General features: G+C 68.1%; 2 protein-coding genes. Both read left to right on the forward strand.

The features are described 5' to 3' along the window. Positions 1-30: 30 nt before the first annotated feature. The gene (hflC, locus tag AX685_RS15750; protein ID WP_066490354.1) at positions 31-909 is read left to right on the forward strand and encodes a protease modulator HflC; all 879 of its coding nucleotides are present in this window, start codon (positions 31-33) and stop codon (positions 907-909) included. Between the two features lie 145 nt (positions 910-1054). After that, positions 1055-2587, forward strand: coding sequence for a Do family serine endopeptidase (locus tag AX685_RS15755; RefSeq protein ID WP_066490355.1), 1533 nt, complete (start codon positions 1055-1057; stop codon positions 2585-2587). Positions 2588-2715: the final 128 nt, after the last annotated feature.

Genomic DNA, 2715 nt, shown 5'->3' on the forward strand with positions numbered 1-2715 from the left:
CGCCCAGCCCGCTCAGGGGGGGCAGCGGTGATGCCGCAGTGGTTCCGCCATCCGATCGCGCTCGGCTTCGCCGCGCTGATCGTCGCCATCCTCGCGGCCGCGACCTTCGCGATCGTGCCCGAAACGCAGCAGGCGGTCGTCCTGCGGCTCAACAACCCGATCCGGCTGGTCAATCAGTGGCAGCCGGGCCAGACGATCGGCAACACCGGTGCTGGCGTGATCGCGCGCATCCCGTTCGTCGACAAGATCGTGTGGGTCGACAAGCGCGTGCTCGACGCCGATCTCGACAACACGCTGGTGCTGTCGACCGACCAGCTGCGGCTCAACGTCGATGCCTTCGCCCGCTTCCGCATCGTCGATCCGCTGAAGGCGGTGACCTCGACCGGCAGCACGTCGAACACCGAGGAGCGCGTCGCCGACCAGCTCCGCCCGCTCTTGGGCACGGCGTTGCGCAACGAACTGGGCAAGGTGCCGTTCTCGGTGCTGCTCAGCCCGGAACGCGGCAAGGTGATGGACGCGATCCAGGCGTCGCTGCAACGCTATGCCCGCCAATATGGCGCGGAGATCGTCGACGTGCGCATCAAGCACGCCGACCTGCCGGAGGGTAGCCCGCTGGAAAGCGCGCTCCAGCGGATGCGCACCGCGCGTCAGCAGGAAGCGAACACGATCCGCGCGCAGGGGCAGAAGCAGGCGCAGATCGTCCGCGCCGAAGCGGATGCGCAGGCCGCGCGCGTCTATGCCGACGCGTTCAGCAAGGACGCCGATTTCTATGATTTCTATCGCGCGATGCAGAGCTACCGCCACACCTTCGGTGCGGACGGCGGGCCGGCACCGGAAGGATCGACCAACATCATCATGAGCCCGAACAACGCCTATCTGCGCGAATTCAACGGGCGCGGACGCAATTGACGTCGTTCCGGCGCGCCACGGCGGGCCGGGACAGAAACAGCTGTCGATGCGTTCACATTCAAACCGCGTTCATCGCACGTCCGGCACTGGATGACGCATCGTTCCTCCTTACATTGAATGGGTGATTGAGAAGGACATGAGAAAAGTGCGTTACGCCTACGCCCTTACCGGCGCCCTTCTGCTCGGCGGCACCGCCGCGTCGCTGACGCTGCAGAATCCGGCGACCGCGCAAGTCGCCCAGAACGAACCGGGCAGCATCGCCGCCGCCGCGCCGCGCGCCGGCGCGCCGATGAGCTTCGCGGACCTGGTCGCGAAGCTGCAACCCGCGGTCGTCAACATTTCCACCACCCAGAAGGTCACCGTCCAGCAGCAGGCGAATCCGTTCGCCGGCACGCCGTTCGGCGACCTGTTCGGCCAGTTTGGCGGCGGGGGCGGCGGCGCGCCGGTCACGCGCGAAGGCCAGTCGCTGGGTTCGGGCTTCCTGATCTCGGCGGACGGCTATGTCGTCACCAACAACCACGTCATCGCGCCGGCGGCGCGCGGCGCGACGGTCGAATCGATCACCGTCACGCTGCAGGATCGCAAGGAATACAAGGCCAGGCTGATCGGCCGCGATCCCACCTCCGACCTGGCGGTGCTGAAGATCGATTCGCCCACCCCGCTGCCGTTCGTCCGCATGGGCGATTCGGGACGCGCGCGCGTCGGCGACTGGGTGGTCGCGATCGGCCAGCCGTTCGGACTGGGCGGCACGGTCACCGCGGGCATCGTCTCGGCGGTGCATCGCTCGACCGGCAACGGCCCGTTCGACAGCTTCATCCAGACCGATGCCGCGATCAACCAGGGCAATTCGGGCGGCCCGATGTTCAACCTGAACGGCGAGGTGATCGGCATCAACAGCCAGATCTATTCGCAGTCGGGCGGCAACATCGGCATCGGCTTCGCGATCCCCGCGACCGAGGCGAAGCCGATCATCGACACGCTGATGAAGGGTCAGAAGATCCAGCGCGGCTATCTCGGCGTCGGCATCCAGCCGGTGAACGACGATATCGCCGCGGCGCTGGGCCTGCCCAAGAACAAGGGCGAGATCATCGGCCGGGTCGAACCGGGCGGTCCGGGTGCCAAGGCCGGGCTGCGCCAGGGCGACGTCGTCACCGCGATCAACGGCCAGGCGGTGACGCCCGACCGCACCTTGTCCTACCTCGTCGCCAATGCCGCGCCGGGTTCGACGATCCGCATGGATGTGATCCGCGACGGTCGCCCGACCACGGTCACCGCCACGGTCGCGACGCGCCCGCCGGAGGATCAGATGGCCGCGCTCACCGGTGGCGGCAACGATGACGACGGCATGCCGGGCGACGACGACGAAGGCGCGGTCGCGCCCGCGTCCAGCTCGATCGGCGTCACCGTCCAGCCGCTGACCCCGCAGATCGCGCGCGCGATCGGGGTCGATTCGACAGTACAGGGCGTCGTCGTCAGCGCGGTCGATCCCTCCAGCGACGCCGGGCAGAAGCTGAAGCGCGGCGACGTGATCTCCTCGATCAACTCGCAGCCGGTGCGCACCGCCGCCGACGTCGCGCGCGTCGTCGCCGCGGCCAAGGCGCAGGGCCGGCCGCAGGTGCTGCTGAACATCACCCGCCAGCGCACCAGCGGCGTCTTCATGGCGGTGAAGATCAAGTAAGCGCCGCATTGCACCGTGATCGGGGCCGTCGCATCATCGGATGCGGCGGCCCTTTTCGCCTGTGGGGAGAGTGACGAGTGAGCGACGGCATCTTCATCGGCGCTGGCGAGAGTGGCGTGGCCCCGCAG

This window comes from Sphingomonas sp. CCH9-F2 (genome assembly GCF_001556735.1).
Lineage (GTDB): Bacteria > Pseudomonadota > Alphaproteobacteria > Sphingomonadales > Sphingomonadaceae > Sphingomonas > Sphingomonas ginsenosidimutans.

Coding starts and splice junctions, on each gene's coding strand:
- hflC (WP_066490354.1), top strand. CDS start 31: ATGCCGCAGTGGTTCCGCCATCCGATCGCGCTCGGCTTCGCCGCGCTG.